Origin of the sequence: Myroides odoratimimus (assembly GCF_038039805.1) — a bacterium.
In the GTDB taxonomy this organism is placed as follows: Bacteria; Bacteroidota; Bacteroidia; order Flavobacteriales; family Flavobacteriaceae; genus Flavobacterium; species Flavobacterium odoratimimum_B.
This window is the reverse complement of sequence record NZ_JBBPHK010000014.1, coordinates 54346-73124: the sequence shown is the minus strand read 5'-3', so window position 1 is coordinate 73124 and position 18779 is coordinate 54346. Positions and strand designations below refer to the sequence as shown.

At 33.1% G+C, this 18779-nt stretch carries 22 protein-coding genes and 2 pseudogenes; 12 read left to right on the top strand and 12 right to left on the bottom strand.

What is annotated here, in order from left to right; translation table 11 throughout:
* The first annotated feature begins 122 nt into the window (after positions 1-122).
* The 12 genes from AABL85_RS11495 to AABL85_RS11440 all read left to right on the top strand — a co-directional run bounded on the left by AABL85_RS11495 (position 123) and on the right by AABL85_RS11440 (position 7701).
* On the top strand, positions 123-416 hold the full coding sequence (locus AABL85_RS11495) for a thioredoxin family protein (RefSeq protein ID WP_341310178.1): 294 nt from the start codon (positions 123-125) through the stop codon (positions 414-416).
* Positions 417-439: 23 nt separating this feature from the next.
* Positions 440-1069: an FMN-dependent NADH-azoreductase gene (locus AABL85_RS11490; RefSeq protein WP_341310177.1), complete on the top strand. Its 630-nt coding sequence runs from the start codon at positions 440-442 to the stop codon at positions 1067-1069.
* Positions 1070-1147: 78 nt separating this feature from the next.
* Positions 1148-1549: a heme-binding protein gene (locus AABL85_RS11485; protein WP_341310176.1), complete on the top strand. Its 402-nt coding sequence runs from the start codon at positions 1148-1150 to the stop codon at positions 1547-1549.
* A gap of 70 nt (positions 1550-1619) precedes the next feature.
* Positions 1620-2318 carry a DsbA family oxidoreductase gene (locus tag AABL85_RS11480; RefSeq protein ID WP_341310175.1) on the top strand — a complete coding sequence of 233 codons (699 nt, stop codon included), beginning with the start codon at positions 1620-1622 and terminating at the stop codon, positions 2316-2318.
* A gap of 47 nt (positions 2319-2365) precedes the next feature.
* Positions 2366-2752, top strand: a complete 387-nt coding sequence (locus tag AABL85_RS11475) for an OsmC family protein (RefSeq protein ID WP_341310174.1) — start codon at positions 2366-2368, stop codon at positions 2750-2752.
* Between the two features lie 28 nt (positions 2753-2780).
* Positions 2781-3536 carry an SDR family oxidoreductase gene (locus tag AABL85_RS11470; RefSeq protein ID WP_341310173.1) on the top strand — a complete coding sequence of 252 codons (756 nt, stop codon included), beginning with the start codon at positions 2781-2783 and terminating at the stop codon, positions 3534-3536.
* Positions 3537-3641: 105 nt separating this feature from the next.
* Positions 3642-4700 carry an aminotransferase class I/II-fold pyridoxal phosphate-dependent enzyme gene (locus AABL85_RS11465; protein WP_341310172.1) on the top strand — a complete coding sequence of 353 codons (1059 nt, stop codon included), beginning with the start codon at positions 3642-3644 and terminating at the stop codon, positions 4698-4700.
* Between the two features lie 167 nt (positions 4701-4867).
* A complete protein-coding gene (locus AABL85_RS11460; RefSeq protein ID WP_326379917.1) occupies positions 4868-6001 on the top strand; it encodes a site-specific integrase in 1134 nt (377 codons plus the stop codon).
* Positions 6002-6309: 308 nt separating this feature from the next.
* On the top strand, positions 6310-6510 hold the full coding sequence (locus AABL85_RS11455; protein WP_326379916.1) for a hypothetical protein: 201 nt from the start codon (positions 6310-6312) through the stop codon (positions 6508-6510).
* Between the two features lie 37 nt (positions 6511-6547).
* On the top strand, positions 6548-6799 hold the full coding sequence (locus AABL85_RS11450; protein WP_326379914.1) for a hypothetical protein: 252 nt from the start codon (positions 6548-6550) through the stop codon (positions 6797-6799).
* Between the two features lie 19 nt (positions 6800-6818).
* Entirely contained in the window at positions 6819-7007 is a 189-nt protein-coding gene (locus tag AABL85_RS11445; protein WP_326379912.1) for a DUF2004 domain-containing protein, read from the top strand.
* Between the two features lie 400 nt (positions 7008-7407).
* On the top strand, positions 7408-7701 hold the full coding sequence (locus tag AABL85_RS11440; RefSeq protein ID WP_155036297.1) for a helix-turn-helix transcriptional regulator: 294 nt from the start codon (positions 7408-7410) through the stop codon (positions 7699-7701).
* 321 nt (positions 7702-8022) lie between these two features.
* On the opposite strand, the gene AABL85_RS11435 is transcribed toward AABL85_RS11440, so the two are convergent.
* From AABL85_RS11435 to AABL85_RS11380, 12 genes and pseudogenes are all read right to left on the bottom strand, one after another.
* Complete coding sequence (locus AABL85_RS11435) at positions 8023-8955, bottom strand: restriction endonuclease (RefSeq protein WP_286442511.1); 933 nt, start codon at positions 8953-8955, stop codon at positions 8023-8025.
* A gap of 91 nt (positions 8956-9046) precedes the next feature.
* Entirely contained in the window at positions 9047-9697 is a 651-nt protein-coding gene (locus tag AABL85_RS11430; protein WP_341310171.1) for a hypothetical protein, read from the bottom strand.
* A complete protein-coding gene (locus AABL85_RS11425) occupies positions 9660-10067 on the bottom strand; it encodes a hypothetical protein (RefSeq protein ID WP_341310170.1) in 408 nt (135 codons plus the stop codon). The genes AABL85_RS11430 and AABL85_RS11425 overlap by 38 nt, the downstream gene beginning before the upstream one ends.
* Positions 10068-10099: 32 nt before the next feature.
* Complete coding sequence (locus tag AABL85_RS11420; RefSeq protein ID WP_341310169.1) at positions 10100-11380, bottom strand: hypothetical protein; 1281 nt, start codon at positions 11378-11380, stop codon at positions 10100-10102.
* A gap of 152 nt (positions 11381-11532) precedes the next feature.
* Positions 11533-12405 (bottom strand): conjugative transposon protein TraN, encoded by an 873-nt coding sequence (gene traN, locus AABL85_RS11415; protein WP_341310168.1) that lies wholly within the window; start codon positions 12403-12405, stop codon positions 11533-11535.
* A gap of 35 nt (positions 12406-12440) precedes the next feature.
* The gene (gene traM / locus AABL85_RS11410; protein ID WP_341310167.1) at positions 12441-13724 is read right to left on the bottom strand and encodes a conjugative transposon protein TraM; all 1284 of its coding nucleotides are present in this window, start codon (positions 13722-13724) and stop codon (positions 12441-12443) included.
* The gene (locus AABL85_RS11405; protein WP_341310166.1) at positions 13702-13983 is read right to left on the bottom strand and encodes a hypothetical protein; all 282 of its coding nucleotides are present in this window, start codon (positions 13981-13983) and stop codon (positions 13702-13704) included. The genes traM and AABL85_RS11405 overlap by 23 nt, the downstream gene beginning before the upstream one ends.
* A gap of 11 nt (positions 13984-13994) precedes the next feature.
* Positions 13995-14618: a conjugative transposon protein TraK gene (gene traK, locus AABL85_RS11400; protein ID WP_341310165.1), complete on the bottom strand. Its 624-nt coding sequence runs from the start codon at positions 14616-14618 to the stop codon at positions 13995-13997.
* Between the two features lie 31 nt (positions 14619-14649).
* Positions 14650-14835: pseudogene (locus AABL85_RS11395) on the bottom strand (conjugative transposon protein TraJ); the annotation flags it as partial.
* Between the two features lie 106 nt (positions 14836-14941).
* Entirely contained in the window at positions 14942-16750 is a 1809-nt protein-coding gene (ltrA, locus tag AABL85_RS11390) for a group II intron reverse transcriptase/maturase (RefSeq protein ID WP_341310164.1), read from the bottom strand.
* Between the two features lie 558 nt (positions 16751-17308).
* Positions 17309-18118, bottom strand: a pseudogene (gene traJ, locus AABL85_RS11385) (conjugative transposon protein TraJ); the annotation flags it as partial.
* Between the two features lie 2 nt (positions 18119-18120).
* On the bottom strand, positions 18121-18720 hold the full coding sequence (locus AABL85_RS11380; protein WP_425355294.1) for a DUF4141 domain-containing protein: 600 nt from the start codon (positions 18718-18720) through the stop codon (positions 18121-18123).
* Positions 18721-18779 lie beyond the last annotated feature (59 nt).

The following is an 18779-nucleotide window of genomic DNA, read 5'->3' as shown; positions in this document are numbered from 1 at the left end:
TCCATTTCTAAATCGTACTGTCTGGCGTAAATTTGTACTTATAAATCAAGCAAACTTTAAGTCATCATAGGTCCTTAGATGAAGTGAAATTATTGCAATCATTAATTTAAAAATATCATACAATGAACTTAGCAAATAAAATAGAATCCGATCAATTGACAGTAGTTAATTTTCACGCAACTTGGTGTGGACCGTGTATCGCAATGAAACCACATTTGGAAGAAACTGTGAAAAAATTTGGAGAAACAATCCATTATGAAAGAGTGGATATTGACCAAAACCCAGGATTAGCACAACTTTTCGAAATCAGAAGCGTGCCTACAACAATGATTTTCAAAAAAAATGAAATGAAATGGAAACATTCAGGCGTTTTGCCATCAAGCGAATTGAGTAAAATTGTAAATGAAAATCTTTAATCATAATTAATTAAAACCATACAATGAAAAAGCTACTGCACATCATCAGCTCGCCAAGAGGAGAAAAATCGAAATCGGGAGCCATCGCTCAAGAATTTTTGAAACAATATAAACTATCAAATCCTGATGCTATCATTGATGAATTAAATCTTTGGGATGGTAGTATTCCTCCTTTTGACGGTAATAAAGCGGCAGCCAAAATGACCTTCTTTGGTGATGGAACTCTGAATGAAGAATTACAATCTTCTTGGGATAAAGTGGTTGAGGTAACAGAAAGATTTTCATCAGCAGATGAATATCTAATTACTGTCCCGATGTGGAATGGAGGAATTCCTTGGGTTTTAAAACATTACATAGATACCGTTTCGCAACCCGGTTTGACTTTTGGTTTTGGTGCAGATGGTTATTTTCCTTTGTTGAAAGACAAAAAAGCCTGTGTGGTTTTTACTTCGGGTGTGTTTAGCCCAGGTGTTCCTGCATCACTTGGTTTAGATTTTCAGGTTTCTTATATAAACTGGTGGCTTGGTCTTGTAGGTATTACAGACATTCATCCGATTACATTTTTAGGTAATTTGGTAAATCCTGATGCCGAAAACGAGTTTCCAAAAGCATTGGAATCAGCTGCTACGGTTGCAAAAGATTTTTTTTCATAAAGAGAATTTGAATCAACAGCTTCAAACAGATAAAATAATAATTGATACTCTTTAATTAGAATAAATTTTAAAAAAAAAATGAACATTACATTAGAACAAGCAGAAGTAGTTATAGCAGCAGCAAAAATAAAATCAATAGAAATAAATGCCAAAATGGTTATCAGTGTTTTAGATGCAGGAACCAACCTAGTTGCATTAGCTAAAATGAATGACGCTTTGCTTGGCTCTATAGATGTTTCTATCAAAAAGGCAAAAACATCAGCTTTGTTACAAATGGACACAGCAACATTGACGCCATTAGTAAAACCAGATGGGCCTTTCTTTAACCTAGAACACAGCAATGGTGGTTTAATAACTTTTGCGGGTGGTATAGTAATAAAAAATTCAGAAGGCATTGTAATTGGGGCAATTGGCGTAAGCGGTGGTAGTTTAGAAGAAGACCATACAGTAGCCGAAGCTGGAGCAAAAGCAATCTTGTAAAGCTAGATTCTATGAACCATAGCATTAGTTAATGAGAACATTTAATTAATAAATTTTTTAAAAAAAGACAATGAAAATACAAGTTTGGTCAGATATTATGTGTCCGTTTTGCTACATCGCAAAGAAAAATTTTGAAGCAGCTTTAGAAAACTCTCCTTTCAAAAATGAAGTGGAAGTAGAATGGAAAAGTTTTCAGCTAGACCCAGATTTGAAAGAAAACTCTGGAACCGTAAGCATCAGCGAATATTTGATGAAACGAAAAGGTTTTTCAGAACCTCAACTAAAGCAATTTCAAAATCAGTTGAAAGAGATGGGAAATGCCGCAGGAGTAACATTTAATCAAGATACGACTATCGCCGCAGAGACTTTTTCAGCGCATAAATTATTGCATTTTGCTAAAGAAAATAACAAAGCCGATGCAATGGAAGAAGCATTATTTGTAGCTCATTTTACCGACGGAAAAAACATCGCGGATGCAGATTTTTTGGTATCACTTGCAGAAGAATTAGGTTTAGACAAAGAAAAAGCTAGAAAAATATTGTCGGAAGATGCTTATGATTACGAAGTAAAACAAGACATTATGGAAGCGCACAACTTGGGTATTTCTGGAGTTCCTTACTATCTTTTGGATAATAAATATGCAGTTTCAGGAGCGCAACCTGTTGAACTTTTTACAAGAGCTTTGGCTCAAACTTATCAAGAAAGTATCGTAAATCTATCACAAACATCTGGCGAAAATATGTGTGGTGCAGATGGATGTAGCATATAAACTTAGAATAAAAATAATTAAATATCAACACTAAAAATTTCAATAAAATGTCAAAAATAATTGAATCAAACTATCAAGGTAAATACAATACGAGTACAAAAACGCCTTTAAGCGATGAAGAAATCAAAGTAGATTTAAAATTCGGACCAATCGACCTATTGATGGGTTCTTACGGAAGTTGTATGTTGGGAACAATTGATTTCTACGCCAGAAAAAAAGGGTTTGAAGTGAATGGTTCTAAAAGCGAACTTTCGTATGAAATGGCTGCTGAAGGTGGACAAGTTGGGGTCATCAATGTGAAATTATCATTTGATAAAGAATATCCTGCTGACCAAAAAGAAATCATCGAAACTTCTGCAAAGAACTTGTGTCACGTAGGAAACAGTCTTAATTCTTCAATCGTAAGAAATTACGAATTTGTTTACGAAGCATAATTAAAAACAAACAATAAAAAATCATAAAATGGAACAAGCATTAATCGTAGGAGGTTCTACCGGAATTGGTAAATCTACAGCAGAAATATTAATAGGAAAAGGAATTGAAGTAGCACTTGTAGGGCGAAGTTTAGACAGTTTAAGCACAGCAAAAGAAGAACTGGAAGCCAAAGGTGGCAAAGTAAAAATTTATTCGATTGACCTTTCAGATATGAAAGCAGTTGCAGAATTCAATAGTAATTTGAAAAATGAATTACCCAATCTAAAATACTTGGTAAATAGTGCAGGACATTATACTCCAGTGTCATTCTTAGACCATACGGAGAAAGATTATGACAGTTTCCAAACCTACACAAAAGCATTCTTTTTCATCACGCAAGCTGCGGCTCAAATTATGAAAGTGAACAACGGAGGTTCGGTAGTAAATATCGGTGCAGCAATGATACATCACGCTCTTAAAGCCGGACCAGCCTCTTCTTATATGGTTGGAAAAGCAGGATTGGTGGCGCTTACAAAACAATTAGCGATAGAACTAGCTGAATTTAAAATCAGAATTAATTCCGTAAATCCAGGTTTTGTGGTTACTCCGATTTTCAAAACTTTTATGCCAGAAGACAAAATTGCTGAAAACCTTTCTGCGTTTGACGTTTATCATCCACTTGGAGGCGTTGGTCAGCCAGAAGATGTTTCAAAAACCATCGCTTTTTTACTCTCTGACCAAACGAGCTGGGTAACTGGTGCAACTTGGACAGTAGATGGTGGAATGTTGGCTGGTACAAATTAAATTTAGTACTGTAAATTCATAACGCTCAAGATGGGGATATAGTTTCCTGTCTTGAGTATTATGTTTCCAGATGTTTGTTATTAATTTACAATTCTTAGAAATCCTATGTCAGATTTATCATTTGTATCGTTAAGAGGTAATCGCGCTCATAATACTGTATTAAGACCAGACTTTGAACTCTACTTTGAAGCCTCCAAAAATCTTTATCATGCTATAGATAATCCAGAGGGTACTTTTCCACTAAATGTTGCTGATAACAAACTGAATTGGGATAAATTAAGAGAGAAACTGCAATTTATTTCTGCTACAAAAGAAATTCCAGAATGGGTTTCCGGATATACTTCTGGGCTTGGTCATGAGACATTTCGTATTGTAATGGCTGATTTTTTATCGACATTTTTGGCCCATCACCCATTAGATTTTAAAAACATCGGCATTGCTGCGGGTGCTACTGCTGTAATTGAGCTTTCGGCATTAATACTGGCAGATGCTGGCGATGTAGCTGTTTTTCCCGCACCTTCATATCCTGTTTATAGCAGGGATATCAATAATAAGGCAGAATTAGAGCGATATGATTTAATTACCCATCATCAAATTGATGATAGTAATCATGGGGCAATTTTATCGATAGAACACCTAGAAATGGCAAAAAAGGATATTGAGCTTCAGGGTAAAAATTTCAGACTATTGATACTCACTAATCCCGATAATCCAACTGGTAGTATTTATTCATTAGAGCAATTGGAAACCATAGCTGATTGGTGCATCGAAAGAAACATACATTTAATTGTTAATGAAATCTATGGACTTGTTACAGTGGATACAGAAAATCCATCAATTGCTGCTGATTATTCAAACCATGATAAGTTTTTTTCCATTCTTCCAATCATTCATAAAAAAAATAGTCCGTATGTACACCAATGGTATGCACTGTCTAAAGATCTCGGCATTTCCGGAATGAGAGTTGGAATGGTTTATTCGCTTAATCAGAACTTTTTAAATGCTTTTAATAATTTGAACCTGCCACACATGGTATCTAACCATACACAATGGCTGTTGGAAAATGTGTTAGCGGATCATGATTTCATGCGTGATTTTTTGGACATGCAGCAACTTTGCCTTACCAAAGGATATATTACAGTGGTAAATAACCTGTCTTTTTAATACTTTTATTTGGTTTTAAATGCTTTGAAAATCAAATAGTTATGTGTTAAATATTTTTATAAGATGTCCTTATTTTCTATATTTAGTACCGCATTTGTACCACACTTTAAAATTATGTGGTACAAATGTGGTACAAAATGAGTCTCCCTAACCTAATATAGAAAATTATGAACATCACACTTAAACAACGAAAATTACCAAGTGGTAAGATTAGTCTGCATATTGAATACTATAAAGGATTTGAAGTTTCCTTAGAAGGTAAAAAAAGGCATATCAGAGAATTTGAAAACCTCAAACTCTTTTTACATGGTGCTCCTAATAGCCCAAAGGAGAGAAAGGAAAACAAAGAAGCGCTACAAATGGCTGAGAATATCTTAGCTATTCGACAAAGTGAAAACCTTAGAGGTAAATATGGAATTAAGAATAAACACAAAGGGCAACGTTGCTTCTTGGACTTCTTTCTTGAGAAAACAGAAGAGAAGTATGAAAGTCCTAAAAACTACGGAAACTGGACGGCTTCTTTTCTTCATTTAAAACGCTGTATCTCCCCTACTTTTACTTTTGATGAAGTAGATGATGAATTTTTAAAAAAAGTCAGACATTACTTTGATACAAAGGCGCTTACTAAAAGTAAACTTCCTCTATCCTTAAACTCAAAATACTCTTATCTAAATAAGTTTAGAGCTGCTCTTCGATTAGCCTTTGAAGAGGGTTATCTGACGATTAACTATGCTCAAAAAGTAAAGAGTTTTAAACAGGCGGAAAGCCAAAGAGAATATCTTACTTTTAATGAAGTACAACGTCTGGTAAAAACAGATTGTAAATACGAAGTGCTTAAACGAGCTTTTTTATTCTCTTGTTTAACTGGTCTTCGCTGGTCGGATATTAATAAGCTTGTTTGGTCTGAAGTAAGAGATGAAGATGATATCTGTAGAGTTATCTATAGACAGGAAAAAACGGAAGGTGTTGAGTATCTCTATATCTCTAAACAGGCAAGAGAACTCTTAGGGGAAAGAGAATCACTAAATCAACTCGTTTTCACTAATCTTAAATACTCGGCTATTTACAATAATGAAATTGTCCGTTGGTGTAACCGAGCGGGTATTCACAAGCATATTACCTTCCATAGTGCTAGACATACCAATGCGGTACTACTCTTAGAAAATGGAGCGGATATTTACACAGTTTCCAAACGTTTAGGGCATCGTGAGATCAGAACGACTCAAGTCTATGCTAAGATTATTGATAGTAAAATGAAAGAGGCCTCTGAGCTTATTCCAGAACTTAAGTTTGGGTTTTAAATTTAGGGGTTGATTACAGATTATAATTACACTAAAGCCAAGTGTTACTTGAAAGTACACTTGGCTTTGATTTTATCCTAGTGTTTAATTTCATAACGCTTTACCCTTACAGAGAACAAAAAATCTTACTAAAAAGAATAGAGCTTGATCTTGAGCTCATTATTGAAATTTAGATAAATTAGGGGGTGATTTTATTACCACAATACTTATACTTTCTTTTTCTTAGCAGGCAAGGCAATTTAATAAAGTATTAAAAAAGGTCCCTAAATTGGAAAATAATTTGTAAATCTGTATAAACCATTTAAATTATGAAATTGAAACCTATAAAATCAGAACAAGATTACAAAGCTGCTTTACAAAGACTAGAATTGATTTTTGATGCACTTCCTGGAACGCAAGATAGTGATGAGCTGGAGAGTTTAGGAATATTAATTGAAAAATATGAAAAAGAACATTTTACTATAGATCTACCAAATCCAATTGAAACAAGTAAATTTAGAATCAAGTAAATGGCTACACACGAAATAAAACGTAAAAAATAACACTATGATTAAATTACCCTATTTTGGAGCACTAGATCTAAATGAAGATTATTTTGAAGCTAGTTTTACAACAACAAAAGGACAAGACGTTTCTTTAAACATCGACTTTGAAGGAGACAAACCAACAACATCAGATTTACAACGTGTAGCAACTTTTTTGGAGAGCGTAGAAGAGCATATACAATCCATAAAAGATCAACTACTAACTAGTGCTTTTGCTGAGGAAGTAGTGGAATATCGATCATCATCGCAGTGAATTAGCTGATGAACCTTTAATGCAGTCGATTACTTCTTCTGAACAATTTGTTGATGCACTAAAAATATATGCTATCAATATTTGTCCTACCTTAGAAAAACGCTTTGTTTCTATTGACCTTTCTATTGATGAAGATTTAACTCAATATTTATTGGTTGTTGATTTAACACCTGATCTTTCAATCCAATATATCACTATGGAAAGTTAAACTATCATATTATGACTCCTTCTCTAACAATCAAACACTGTGATGAATGCAATAACTTGTACTACACACATACTTCAGCAATGGAGGGACTATGCCCTGCATGTGCCCACGTCTTGTACGGATATCCCAACTGTAACCATCTTTTCGAGGGTAAGCACTGTGTCCATTGTTATTGGGATGGGAGCATGAGTTCCTATATTAATTCAATAATAGAAACAAGGAAAAGGTAAACGAGGTGTTTACCTTTTTTATTTTATACTAATGTAATTAGTGATAATTTGAAATTACGGAGATATCCTGAATTCTTTCCAAACAAGCCAAGTACTACCTAAAAGTACACTTGACTTTAGTCGTTTATGATATAATAGTAGTTTGCTTCCAAATCTAAAAACAATTGATTATGGAACCTATTAAACTTATACTTGAAAAACTTGATTATCTAGAGCAACTAATTATCTCTAATAATAAGGAAATACTATCTGTTGAAGAACTAGAGAAATATACTGGTTTTAAAAAATCATATATCTATCACTTGGTTCATTTTAGTAAGATCCCCTACTCTAAACCTAATGGTAAATACTTATTCTTTGAAAAATCTGAAATTGATGAGTGGTTACTTAAAAACAAGTCTTTATCTGATGATCAACTTCAGGAAAAAGCTCGCGAATATGTCTTGAAAAAGAGGAATATTTAGGAGGTTTTTCTTGAATTAAAATGTCGGCGCAAAAAGTTATGGTCCTTTATTGGTGAAGGATAAAGGAGAATGTAGTACACTTGAAATTTACATTTGAAAAAAAATGTTAGCGTAAAATTATAAAAAGTAGAATAGTGTAAACATAAAAAACCGATAGCATAAGCTATCGGTTTTCAAGTATCTTAAAGAGGGATTTACCCCCTACTCCGTAAGTCTTATAAATAGCGACTTTCAGGCTTTGTTTTTTTGTGTGCCATGAATTAGATCAGCTTTTAAGTCGAAGATTTTTAATATATTAATACTATTTCAAATATAAAAAGTTTATCTATTATCATCTTCAAAACTATCCCAAAAATCAGCATCTAACTTTTTAATTTCAATAGTTTGTTCTACTTGCATACCAAGTCCATACTCATAAATATACTCTGCCAAATCCTTTCCGTCAATCAAAACAACTGTAGTAGATCCATTTAAACTCTTTACATAATCCTTCGCTCCTTGTGTAAAATAAGATGTCGTGATAAATACCCCTTTATTAGATTGAGCTACAGCTAATGCACCTACAAAACCTTGTATATCTTGTCTCCCTACCGATAACTTAGAGTTGAACCTTTTAGCTTGAATGTGAATACGACCAAAACCAAGCACATCTTCCTTTATAACACCATCTATACCTCCATCGTTAGAAATCTGCGTTACCAATCCTGAATCTTTAACTTCACCACCATATCCCATTTTTTGCAATAACATCACAACTAATCGTTCAAAAGATGCTGGACTCTTACTAAGAATACTTTCAATAATCTCATCATAAACAGCATTTTTAATATTTGTAAAAGAGGCATACAACTTTTCAGAAGGTGTAGCATCTTCTTGTATTCTCGAAATTCGAAAATCATTTATCAACTCCTCACCAGAGTTTTTTTTCTTTTCCCTCTTAGACATTTTATCATCTATATAATAATTTATCTTTTCAGGTGTCTTTAAAAGTTCTTTAGCCTTCGTATTAATAACATAAACTCCACGGCTGGGTTTATCTAATAAACCAGCCATATTCATATAGCTTAATGCCCACGAGATACGATCATAAAAAACATGCCCATTACCTGATGGATACATTTCATTAATCTCTTCATCTGTTAATTTAAACCTCTCTGCTAAAGGCTTTTGAAACTGTTTTAATTTATACTGTTGACCATCACTTAAAATTTCAAGTATTGGTACTCTTAGTTCATCATGTTTAGGTATAGCCATTTCATTCTATTTACAAAACTAATTAGTAAAGATAACTTAGGTTTAGAAGATAACAAATAAAAAAACACCCAATCATACAGCACTATTTTATTCATCTTATCTCTTTAAGAATCCTAAGTAAATCTTCTTTCACTGAATATCCTTTAATATGAGCACTTAAAAATCCTAATTTACAGGAAACACTATTTACATCTAACCTCCAGTTAGTTGAGAATAAAACTTTTTGAATTATTTGTACCAGCTTATTTACGCTATTAGTTTCATTTCTATCAGATAAATCTTGAGCTGAAAACTCTACAGTTAAATATCTACCAACTTGAGGTTTTTCAAATTGAATTTTAGTGAATTTTGCTTTTTCAAGTTCTTCAGATAATACCTTTTCTACTTGTGCTATATTTAATTGTTTCAATTTATTGACATCAATTTCGCTATCTAAATCAAGACTAATACTTAAATTAGTTATTGCCTCTAAATCTTCATAAAAAGTATTTGATCCTATAAAATCTGTACAATATTTTTTTCGTTCATCTTCATTGATAGGTAATATCTTTTTAACAGAACGATTCATTTCCATAGTTTCAACCTTATCACATTGTTCACAGGTATCAATTAAAGTCAACTTATTACCCGTTTCTTTTTTAGTGCTATTAAGTTTTCCTCCACAATAGCTACATAAATGCTTGGTAACATAGAGTTCTCTACCATCAGCATATACTGCTTTTTTTAGGTAGATGTTTATCATTACATGAAAAAATAAAAATTATCTCCGAATCATTTTCTACAAAATCAAACATATCAAATTTCATCTGTTCAAAGCAAGTATTACATCTTACATTTTTAGGTATAGGTACTGATCGAATTAATCTATCCTTTTTTTCATCTTCATAAATACGGGACTGTATAAGTTTCTCTCTTTGCCTCGCAAAATGAACAGCTGTATCTTGATACTGCATTTGAAGCTTAAAATAATCAGAATCATACTCTGAATTCTGATTAGTTTTTATTTTTTTGTAAACTTTCTCAATTTGCAACTCTAACTCTTTAAGCTCTTCTATTGTATGTCTATCATATTGATCAATATAAAACTGATCAGGTTTTCTAAATTTTTCCATACTCAGACTTCCCTCTTTTATCTGATTATAATCTATTTAATAGTATTATTACCATATAAAAGCACGTTTGATATTAGATATCTAAGTTTGAACTTAAGGTCAAAATCCATGTCTAACATTTCTGCCTTCCCACACATTTCAAGTAAATTTTGAAGATTAGTAATCTGTTGATCTTTTTTCCTTTCAAACAGCCCTTGTAGTTGTGTTAGCCCCTTAAACATACCTTTTGTATTACAAACTTTTTCAGCGATTTTTTGTCTGAGTTCATCTGGATGCTGAGCATCATTATAAAATTTAAAATCTTTTTCTACTTGTTTTAAATAATCAAATAAATCTGATATTGATTCAAATAACTCTAACAATGTATCTTGATTTATGGTATGGTTTGCAGTTGTTTTATTTTCAATTTTGTTATTGTCCTTATCTTTTTTAGGGAACAAGTATATCTTATTGTTATCCTCGTTATTTTCAGGATAAAACTCTATACTTGTATGTACTCCTAAGGAAGCATTTCCTGTATCTTCATTTCTAATTGAAATAGAAGGTCTAAAATAACCAACATCTTTTATTGATACCTTTTTATCCAAAGAAATAATCATATCTATTTTTGATTCTCTTAACGAGATAGATGAAATAGTAAAATTAACCTCCTCTCTCAAATGAATTTTATTCAATTCAAGCATTGATAAAACAAAAGATTCAGCAATCCCATATTCCTTATATTGCTTACTATTTATACTTTTGACATAGTATAGATCTTTATTTTTCAATACTCTAAATATCTTGGGTTTAACATCTTTTGGATACTTATCAAAGTGTCTTTTCCAAGAAATATTCAAATCATCTAATAATTGACTTTTATTTAAGTTCTTAGATTTATTTAAAGACTTTACATATTGTGATAAACTTCGATCTTTATAAAACAAATCAAGTGAATCATAAATAGCTACCGCCTCAAGGTTCTCTATCATTTCTCCTGTATTTTCATCAATACAAGCTTCTTTGATATTAAAATAATAGTCGTACTTCTTCTCTTCTGGATTCTCTTTCAAAAAAGTATCAACTTTATTCTCAGGTACAGTTAATCTCAACAACTCAAATCTATCGACATAGCTCTTGATTTGATTATATACTATATCAGCCTTATCAATATTGATCAGGATATTCTTATCTAAGTCATATTTATTGATAATTAATTCTTTTAGTTCTGTATCCTTAATTAAATCTAAGAGATCATCACTTAAAATATCATTTTTTGAATCTACATTATACAAGTAATCTGTTTTTGTTTTAAAATAGACATAATTTGACATAACAAATAGGTTTTTAGAAGGTTAACTTCAAATATATCCAATTATTCCTTTTAAAACTCAAATACACATATGAACTTATTAAAACTTAAAACAAAGGCATCTAATCAAAACTTAACGATTGATAGACGCCCTTCATTTTTATTATTAAAAACTTAAAATTTAATTTTATTCACCATCAATACATTCTGAATTTTATTTTTTTTAACAGCTAGTTTTTGTTTTCTAATTCCATTCTTTTCATTGATTTCAATTAAAAGCGTTTGCTTATCAGAGAAAGTAAACTGATCCAACATAAAAACATTGTCTTGTTTACTTTGGCTATTGATCGTTTGAAAATCTCTATAACTTCTAATCGGTTTTAAACTGACTTCGTGAATTGTAGTTCGTTTTGTAGTTCTTCTATCTTTAATTTTAAAACTAACGTAGTCAACCTCGTATGGTAAATTGCTTTTGTTGTTAATAGAAAGATGAAAGTAAAGTTTACCATCTTGGGTATAGATACTTTTTAACCTTGCTTTTACTCCATAATTTTTACTTTTGATATTTAGCTCCTTCTTATTCTTTTTGATAATAGCTTTCATAAAAAGATCTGCTAAACTTGCACTGGTAGTACCTAAATCTTTAAACAGAACTTCACTTTTTTGTTTACTATTCTGTTTTTCAAATTTGGTTAAGTCATAACTCAATTGTATTGGTTGCTCTTTGTAGATAACATTAAAGCTATAGTATTTACCATCGTTTGTAATTACAGTAAAGTTTGTAGGTTTAATATCTTCTTTTACACTTTTTAAACGAAGTACATTAGAGGTAGCCTCTACTTTGTTGGCGATTATTTCGCTACTTCCTAAGTCTACATATTCAATGCTACTTGGAAACAGAATATGCGTTGTTTTGTTTTGGGTAAGCTCTATCTCATATGGTGTTACCTCAGCATTAGATAGATTGATAGACTCTTTGTTCTCTTGAGCGTTTACTGTATTTACTACTAATAAACACAGTAGCATATATTTTATAATTGTTTTCATAATGATTTCTTTTTATGTTTTTATTTGATTAGTTATTATTCTTTGGGAACAAGAAACAGTTCTTGTCCTTGTTTTAATGTTACTCTCTGGGCTTTTACTTTCTTTGAAAAGTATCCTGACACCCCTTGGATGAGTCCTTTGGTTAGGTCTCCCGCTATTTGATCTGACGCTGATCTACTCATAGATATACTTGTCCCTGCTGTTTGTCCCATATTGGCGATGATTTCTTTTGAGGCGCTTATCTCTTGAAGGTCTAATACCTCAAGTCCTTTTTGCCCATAGTTATCATAACCAATAAGTTCTGTTTCTATAATGGTATCATCAATTTTAATAGAGTTTACACTAAGCTCTAATCTAGCGTTACTTACTTTGACTTTAGCAATTAGCGTACTCGTCTCAGGTAATAGAGCCCCATTTATTACGATGTTTTCTAAGAGTTTTAGTTTGATGTAACCTTCGTTTATAATAACCTGATCTTCTTTGACACTGACTCTTATACTGTTTTTATGAGTTTGCGTTTTACGCTCTCCTTCTGCTGTATAAAAGGTTGGATTATTTTCAAGATTAATAGGTAAGAAATCCTGTAAACTCATCGGTTTTACAAGTGAAGAGACAATATCTTTATTTGTTTTATCAACCACTGTTATAGCCTGTTTTTTACTTGAAATTGTTTTGACATTTGTAGTCTCATTTAAAGGTGGTAATTCAGTTTGGTTTTGACCACCTGGTAAATACTTGGCTGCCATCTGAAAAGACTTCTCCATAAGCTCTAATTGACTATCAATTGTAATAGGCGTTGGAATGTCTTTTTCTTCTAATCGCTCCTCTAACTCTGCAATCTGCTTCTTAAGCTTATCAGTTTCTTGATTTTCTGTATTATCATAAAAACTACTCAGTACATCTTGGCTTTGCTTATAGTTCTGATAAGACCTCTCATAAGGCGTGTAAGTAGGCTCCTGATTGTAATCTTGGTAATTATAACTGCTATTAAACTCCTCTTGTGACTCATTCCAATAATCCGCTAAGGAGTGCATCTGATTTTCGTTTTCTTGTTGCTTCTGCTCCCATAGCTCTTTTTCATAGGCTTTGACCTTATCTGTGGGCATCCCCTGTGTTATCGCTTCGGGAACTGAGTCATTATGTGTGATAAGCTCCTTATCTTCTGGTTTAAACAAAAGGTACATAGCACCTAAAAACACAACGCCCATTAAAGCAAAGACAATGTGCTTTTTGTGTTTTTCAACGATACCTTGGAATACTTTATTTTCTTTGGGTACTTTCTCTATTTGATGGGTTTTATCTGATTGATTGTGATTCATAATTTTTGGTTTTAATAGTTGATTTTGATTCTATCTTTTGCCTCTCAAGCAAATACTTTACGGGTTTTATATTGCTTTGTCTTTCTTGATTGTTTGAGCTGTTTCTTATAAAACTTGTCTTTACAATCAAAAGGCAAACAAGGCTGTAGAGCGTAAATACAGTAAGTAATAAAACTCGCTGCCTTTTTATTGAGAGGCTATTCCAATAGGTCTGTAGCCTACTGGAATAGCTATGTCTTAAAAGTTGTAACTTATTCATAAGTTTTGTTTTTAGCGTTTAACAACTTCTAAGTCTTTGTTCTCTAAAACAGTAAACTTCTCAATGATAAACCCCTGAGGGTTGTTATCAGACCTAACCGCAGATATGAGCTGACTACTTGTGACAAGGTTTCTTTTGGTTAGATTACTTGATCTTATGATGTACTGAGTCGCATAGGTCGTTGTTTTATAGGGATAGGCATTAAAATCTATTTTAATACTATCTACCTCAATTCGCTGTTGAATATTTCCTGAGATAACCCTACTGTAATACCCTTTTTCAAGTAGATCTTTGTAGTAATCAAAGGCAGTTTTATCAGAGAGATTAAACGCTCGTTGCATATTACCCTCTATCGCTGCTTTTTCAGGTGAGAGGGTAAAGAACAGCTCGTGAAAGCGCCTTACGTGTTCTCTTGCCTCTACTGGTCTATTTATACTTGCATCTTGAGATAGGGCAAGCATAAGGGATTTCCCCTTGTCAAGAACATAGATTTTCTCTCGTTGCTCTTTAGCAAAATCATAGCTCTTGTAGATAGAGAATCCTACAATTAGCAAACAAACTGTAGCAAATACAATGGCATAAAGCCGAATCTGTTTAAAGCTATTTTCTATATTTCGAAGTGATTTAAATTCCATGGTTTTTATTAGTTTTAATAATTTATTGTGTCTATTTCTTCATGAGTTTACCAGCAATATTGCCAACTACTGCTCCTGCGCCCGCTGTTGCCATATTTCCTGTTTTCATCACCGTTTGATTCATGTTGCGCATAAAGTTTCCGGCTCCACCGGCTTGAATTACCCATCCTGTTACCGTAGGAATTGTAAAATATCCCACAATGCCAATAATCATAAGTAGGCTAAACATCCAACGCCTTTTCATATTTCTATGGTAGGTTTTCAAATGCTCGCCCCCGAACCGGACTTACACGTCTCCGCGTATCCGGCTCTCCATTAAAGAGTCAGTCCATCTTACCTGCATGAGTTTTTTGATGACAACTTCTACAAAGAGCAATGGTTTTTCTGCGTCTTGCAATCATCAACTTATCGGCATATCCTTTACCATCTAAGTTTTCGATTTTTCTAACATGATGCATATCTAGAGCTCCTTGCTCTCCACATATTTCACACTTTTCAGCTTTAAGCCTATCAATTAGGCTTGTTCTGTTAGCATGATAAATTATAGATTCTTTGTCAAGCTGTGTATTCTCTACAGGTCTCCTTCTTTTAAAATTTTCGTTGTAAAAAGTCTGTGTTTTAACCTCTGATTTTCTATTGAGATAACTAATGGTAAACTCTCCATTTATCTTGTACTTCTGAGCAATTTTTGCAACAGATGTTTTGTACTTTCCTGCGAAGGTTCTGTACATACTATATTGCATTATATACTTAAAAGAGTGTATTAGAGAGCTATTATTGGCTATCGCATAGTAATTATGAAATCCTCTTAGTGTATAATTAAACTTTTGTAGAATTTCCAAATCATCATTATTGATACTTTTGCGATGTTCTCTTGCTTTCCACACTTCTTTCCCTTTTTTCATTTTAATTTCCAGAACTCCAAAATCAAGTAGTTTCTTTTTTATTGTATCCATAGATAGTTTCAGATATACCTTTTTATTAAAAGATCTTATCATTCTTCCCATCTTGTCTCTTTTAGCAAGATTACTTTTATTCACTAGAATTTCATAACCAAGAAATTTTGCAGCTCTTTGTGTGTGGGTTATCAGCGTTTTTTCTTCTGACAGTTCAAGTTTTAGTTTCGACTCAAGAAAGTTCTTAATATCTTCTTTAATCCTCTTACTATCTTCTTTACTACCTATTACACCAATTATAAAATCATCTGCATATCTTACATATTTCATTCTTTTAAAGCTATCATCCATTTCATCATTACTTGTAATGGATAACCTTTCTTTATCAATAGCTTTGAGTTGTTTTACTACACAAAGGCGTTCATTTTCATTTTTAACAACTTTAAGTTTTTGCATTGCCATTTTCTTCTTTGTATCAAGTTTCAATCGCGCTTCGTTGGGTTTTTTCTTAATTCCCTTATCAAAACATTTTATATAATCCTTTACATACCTATCTAATTTATCTAGGTAAATATTAGCAAGAATAGGACTTACAATTCCTCCTTGTGGTGTTCCACTATAAGTTTTGTAAAAAGTCCATTCTTCAACATAGCCTGCTCTTAAGAATTTTCTGATTAGTCTAATGAATCGTTCATCAGAAATTCGTTCTTGAAGAATACTAATAAGTATATCATGGTTAATTCCATCAAAGAAACCTTTTATATCTCCTTCAATGAACCATTTTGCTCCAGTAAATGTTTTCTGAATCTTTGTTAATGCTGTATGGCAACTACGTTTTGGTCTAAAGCCATGAGAACAATCTAAAAATTGCCCTTCGTAAATAGCTTCTAAAATTATACGTATTACTTCTTGCACTAATTTATCATCAAATGTTGGTATTCCTAGAGGACGCATTTTTCCATTTTTCTTTGGTATATAAACCCGTCTAACTGGCTGTGGTTGATATGTTTCGTTACGTAACACTTCTATTAACTTATTGATACGTTCTAGACTCATTCCATCGATTGTCTTACCATCAGAACCTGCTGTCATATTACCCGGTTTAGCGTAGATTCGCTGATAGGCATTAAAAAACATTTCTTGGTTAAACAGGATTCTATAGAGTCTTTCATATTTATAGTTTACTTGTGGGCTATGCTTTGATAGACCGTTTAATATTTTTATTGAATTTCTCATAATGTCTCTCACATTTTTCATTAATTATATCAAACCTTTAACTGCTTCCCTTTGCCATGTACAAGGCTTTCCCTTGCTCGGACTACTACGGAAGCTCCGTTACCTTATTGAATATTCAGAGACTAAAACCTCATAGCCTTTCGGCATTTCAACTTAGGTAATCCCCGTTTGCTATGTAATAACTTAGCTTAATAGATTCTCGGATATGACTTCCACCCTTTACCATTTACTATGGTTGCGTTATGATTTATTCTTGCTTCATCTACTCATCTTCAATAGTGAAGTATCATAATATGACGAGTATAGTTATCTTACGTCAAAGTCCCTACAACTACCGCTTGGATTATCATTTAATCAATTCGGATTTTATCCTTATATCTATCTTTTCATCTTGTCATTCAGTCGCAGAATGATAACTATCTGACTTATGCTTTTTCCGACATGCTACACTCCTTGTTTGGTTTCCCTTACAAATAAGTCGGATGATGACAGGCTTTAGAATACTAGCCTGATGTCTTGCTAAAGACATATTTATTACATAACCTTTACGGGCGCACATATTACATAAACAGTATTGGAGGTATCGGGAATAAAACTGGGATCTGAAAGCATCTGCATATCTCTTTCGATAATTAGCGATTGAATCTTAGCAAGCATAGCGCTAAATAAATCCGCTACTGGAAGCCAGAGATATACGCTTATGTACCTTGTGAGCCACTGGGTAAGTGTAGATTCAAAACCACTCCATATTGAGATGGCAAAAGCAATGGGCCCCAGTATAGAAAGCACAACTAAAAAGAACGTGCGAATCGTATCAATAACAAGGGCTGCGGCTTGAAAGACCATTTCTAAAAAATCTCTAAAGGCATCTCTAATTACTTTCTGCGTTTCATAAATTCCCTTTTCTATATACATCCCACTCATGGTGGCTAAATCTGATGGAGACCATCCTAGTTCATCGAGTTTTTTGTCAAACTCTTCCTTAGAAACTAAATAAGCAGTCTCTGGATTTCGGAGCATCGCTTCTTTTTCTAAAACATCTTTTTGCTGTTGCAAACCCGTTAAATCAATCACTTGATTCTCCAGTATCTGATGTGTTCCTTTAACCACTGGGCTAAGCACCGTGTTTAGTGTTCCAAGTACAAGGGTTGGAAAAAACATAATACAGATGCCCAAAGCAAACGGTCTTAGCATTGGATATACATCAATAGGTTCTGCGCTTGCTAGGGCTTGCCATACTTTTAACCCAATGTAAAAAAGAGCCCCAAGACCGGCTGCACTTTTAGCCACTCCTGCCATTTCAGCCGAGAGTGGCATCATATCGTAATAGAGATTCTGAAGTACCTCATGTAAATTACTCTCTTCCATAGCTACCAGTATTTTTGATTGGATGTCCCATATAGATCCAATACTCTTTGAGTATTGTTTTTCTTTTTAGCCCTGAGTATACTGATACCTATATTTTTTCTAGTGTAGTAACTAACCAGATTGTGATAGTCCTTTACTTCATTGTAAACTCTGTCTATTACATCCATACGCTCTTTGTCATTTAACGATAGACTCGAAGCGCTTATAATCTGCTTGAGTTCTTTTAAAAGCTCTGTACTCTCATTTAAAAGAATGGCGTAACCATTGGCGATAGCGAAAAGCTCCTGGGCAGAGAAATTTGGATCATTGAGCATTTTGCCAAAGTTTTTGACATAGAGCTCTGAGACGTCTCCAACTAGCAGCACTGTTTGTTGCACTTTCCTTGCATCTTTAATTAGATTATTGACCGCTTGCAGTTTGTCATAATACTCTTTGCCTTGTTTATAGACTTTTTCTACTTCTTTAAAATTTTTAATTACATTATCCACCGTGGCAGAAGTTTGAATAATTTCATTGGCACTGTTTAGTATTCCTGAGGCTAAATTTCCAGGATCACTCACCACCCATTGGGCGCGAATTTGTATGGGTAGAACCAGTAGCATCACTACTATAACTACCTGAGTTAGTTTTTTCATTTTGATTGTGTTTTAGTTGATTGTTT

Coding starts and splice junctions, on each gene's coding strand:
- AABL85_RS11380 (WP_425355294.1), bottom strand. CDS start 18,720: ATGCTACTGGTTCTACCCATACAAATTCGCGCCCAATGGGTGGTGAGT.
- AABL85_RS11445 (WP_326379912.1), top strand. CDS start 6,819: ATGCAGTCGATTACTTCTTCTGAACAATTTGTTGATGCACTAAAAATA.
- AABL85_RS11435 (WP_286442511.1), bottom strand. CDS start 8,955: ATGGCTATACCTAAACATGATGAACTAAGAGTACCAATACTTGAAATT.
- AABL85_RS11470 (WP_341310173.1), top strand. CDS start 2,781: ATGGAACAAGCATTAATCGTAGGAGGTTCTACCGGAATTGGTAAATCT.
- AABL85_RS11440 (WP_155036297.1), top strand. CDS start 7,408: ATGGAACCTATTAAACTTATACTTGAAAAACTTGATTATCTAGAGCAA.
- AABL85_RS11485 (WP_341310176.1), top strand. CDS start 1,148: ATGAACATTACATTAGAACAAGCAGAAGTAGTTATAGCAGCAGCAAAA.
- AABL85_RS11495 (WP_341310178.1), top strand. CDS start 123: ATGAACTTAGCAAATAAAATAGAATCCGATCAATTGACAGTAGTTAAT.
- AABL85_RS11465 (WP_341310172.1), top strand. CDS start 3,642: ATGTCAGATTTATCATTTGTATCGTTAAGAGGTAATCGCGCTCATAAT.
- traK (WP_341310165.1), bottom strand. CDS start 14,618: ATGGAATTTAAATCACTTCGAAATATAGAAAATAGCTTTAAACAGATT.
- AABL85_RS11430 (WP_341310171.1), bottom strand. CDS start 9,697: ATGATAAACATCTACCTAAAAAAAGCAGTATATGCTGATGGTAGAGAA.
- traN (WP_341310168.1), bottom strand. CDS start 12,405: ATGAAAACAATTATAAAATATATGCTACTGTGTTTATTAGTAGTAAAT.
- AABL85_RS11490 (WP_341310177.1), top strand. CDS start 440: ATGAAAAAGCTACTGCACATCATCAGCTCGCCAAGAGGAGAAAAATCG.
- AABL85_RS11455 (WP_326379916.1), top strand. CDS start 6,310: ATGAAATTGAAACCTATAAAATCAGAACAAGATTACAAAGCTGCTTTA.
- AABL85_RS11425 (WP_341310170.1), bottom strand. CDS start 10,067: ATGGAAAAATTTAGAAAACCTGATCAGTTTTATATTGATCAATATGAT.
- AABL85_RS11450 (WP_326379914.1), top strand. CDS start 6,548: ATGATTAAATTACCCTATTTTGGAGCACTAGATCTAAATGAAGATTAT.
- AABL85_RS11420 (WP_341310169.1), bottom strand. CDS start 11,380: ATGTCAAATTATGTCTATTTTAAAACAAAAACAGATTACTTGTATAAT.
- ltrA (WP_341310164.1), bottom strand. CDS start 16,750: ATGAGAAATTCAATAAAAATATTAAACGGTCTATCAAAGCATAGCCCA.
- AABL85_RS11475 (WP_341310174.1), top strand. CDS start 2,366: ATGTCAAAAATAATTGAATCAAACTATCAAGGTAAATACAATACGAGT.
- AABL85_RS11480 (WP_341310175.1), top strand. CDS start 1,620: ATGAAAATACAAGTTTGGTCAGATATTATGTGTCCGTTTTGCTACATC.
- AABL85_RS11460 (WP_326379917.1), top strand. CDS start 4,868: ATGAACATCACACTTAAACAACGAAAATTACCAAGTGGTAAGATTAGT.
- AABL85_RS11405 (WP_341310166.1), bottom strand. CDS start 13,983: ATGAATAAGTTACAACTTTTAAGACATAGCTATTCCAGTAGGCTACAG.
- traM (WP_341310167.1), bottom strand. CDS start 13,724: ATGAATCACAATCAATCAGATAAAACCCATCAAATAGAGAAAGTACCC.